Source organism: Moorena sp. SIO4E2 (assembly GCF_010671945.1).
GTDB classification, from domain to species: domain Bacteria; phylum Cyanobacteriota; class Cyanobacteriia; order Cyanobacteriales; family Coleofasciculaceae; genus Moorena; species Moorena producens.
Genome location: NZ_JAAHIE010001022.1, coordinates 1 through 1,912, shown reverse-complemented (window position 1 = coordinate 1,912; position 1,912 = coordinate 1). Strand labels below are relative to the sequence as shown.

Here is a 1,912-nt window from a genome sequence, read left to right as displayed (position 1 = left end):
GGAGAAATTGTGCGCAATTTCCTGATCGAAACCCTAGGGCTTCAAAGCCGTGAAAAGCATATGGATTGCTTTAAGGCGGGTCTTGGATTGATGCCAGCTAGCTTTAAAGTGATACATAAGAAGGAACAGGAGTATTTAGGGGCGGATTTTGGGGAACATGCGATCGCACGAGTTGCTCCAGTAGATTCTGGCTTGTGGTGGCTGCTGGTGTTAAGGGCTTATGTTAAGGCAACTGGTGATCAAGCCCTTGCCCACCAGACAAGGTTCCAACGGGGAATCAAATTAGTTCTAGATCTGTGTCTGACTAAGCGATTTGATCTGTTTCCCACGATGTTGGTTCCCGATGGTGCCTTCATGATTGACCGACGCATGGGAGTTGATGGCTATCCGTTGGATATTCAAGCCCTATTCTACACTGCCTTGCAGGCGGCCAGTGAGTTGTTGTTGCCAGAGGATGATTATGTTCCTGTGGTCAAGGAGCGCTTGGGTCATCTAACTTATCATATTCGGAATTACTATTGGTTGAATTTAGACCGCCTCAAGGAAATCTATCGCTACAATGTGGAAGAGTTCGGTGAATCGGCAATCAATAAGTTTAATATCTATGCTGATACTATTCCTGATTGGCTAATGCAATGGTTGCCAGATTCAGGGGGATATTTTGTTGGTAACCTTGGACCAGGACGGATGGATTTTCGCTTTTTTGCCCAAGGTAATTTAATGGCAATTATTACGTCCCTAGCTACTGAAGAACAATCCCAAGCCATTATGAACTTGATCGAGCAACAGTGGCAGGATTTAGTGGGAGAAATGCCCATGAAAGTTTGTTTTCCGGCTTTGGAAGGTCGCGATTGGCAAATTATCACAGGTTGTGATCCCAAAAATACTCCTTGGTCTTACCATAATGGGGGGAGTTGGCCCTTCTTGTTGTGGGAATTGGCAGCAGCAGCACAAAAAACTGGGAAATCTGAACTGGCCCGTCAAGCATTAACAATTGCTTCCCAATGCCTGCTTCAGGATAACTGGCCAGAGTACTATGATGGTAAAGATGGTCGCCTGATTGGCAAGAAAGCTAGGAAATTTCAAACCTGGACAATTGCTGGCTTTTTAGCAGCACAACAGTTGATAGATAATCCGGATCATCTTAACTTAGTCAGTTTTGAGGACACTGCTGTGATGATTTGCTCTATGGATATTGCGGAAATTGTTGCCATGAACAAATAACTTTAAATTAATTTAAACTAATTTAAATTCACTTAAACTAAGTTAAAATTGGTACTTACCAAGTACCAATTTTAACTTAGAGGTTGTCTGAGAAGTCTCATTTGCTACATCCAAGCCCCCGTTGGTCCCCCAATTTTGGGGGACTTTTAGAAGCAAATTGACTCTTGTTCCCCCCAAAGTTGGGGGGCTAGGGGGGCAAAATTCAGTATCAAAAAACTTGGGAGATATCCTCTTAACAATTCCCAAAATTACCAAGGTAAGCATTCAGCGGTCAGCGGTCAGCGGTCAGCCTTGGCCAAAAGGCCACGCTACGCGAATGGTTCACGCTACTTGAGGGTAAGCATTCAGCCGTCAGCGGTCAGCCGTGGGCTTTTGGCCCACGCTGCGCGAACAGCTTTCCGTAAAAGAGATTAAGCGAATGCTTACCAGTTGTCTTGATGCAATAGCGAGTGGGGTTTTCCCCGAAGACCTTGGTGCATCACTTATTCAAAAGTTCCGTAGCTTGCCCATAGCCCATAAGCTGATACGCGACACGCTGATAGCTGAATGCTTACACTTGAGGTGCCGTCAGCTTATTTTATTCAAAATCACCATTAGTAGCGTACGCTATGGGCATAAACTTTTCCCGTAGCGTGGCCACAAGCCTTTACTTCTAGCTGATAGCTGATACGCGACACGCTGATAGCTG

1 protein-coding gene is annotated in these 1,912 nt (G+C 45.1%); it reads left to right on the top strand.

The annotated features are described in order from the left end of the window. Positions 1-1,224: glycoside hydrolase 100 family protein (locus F6K37_RS40150; protein WP_287256855.1), on the top strand; the 1,224-nt coding region annotated here is incomplete at its 5' end. Positions 1,225-1,912: the final 688 nt, after the last annotated feature.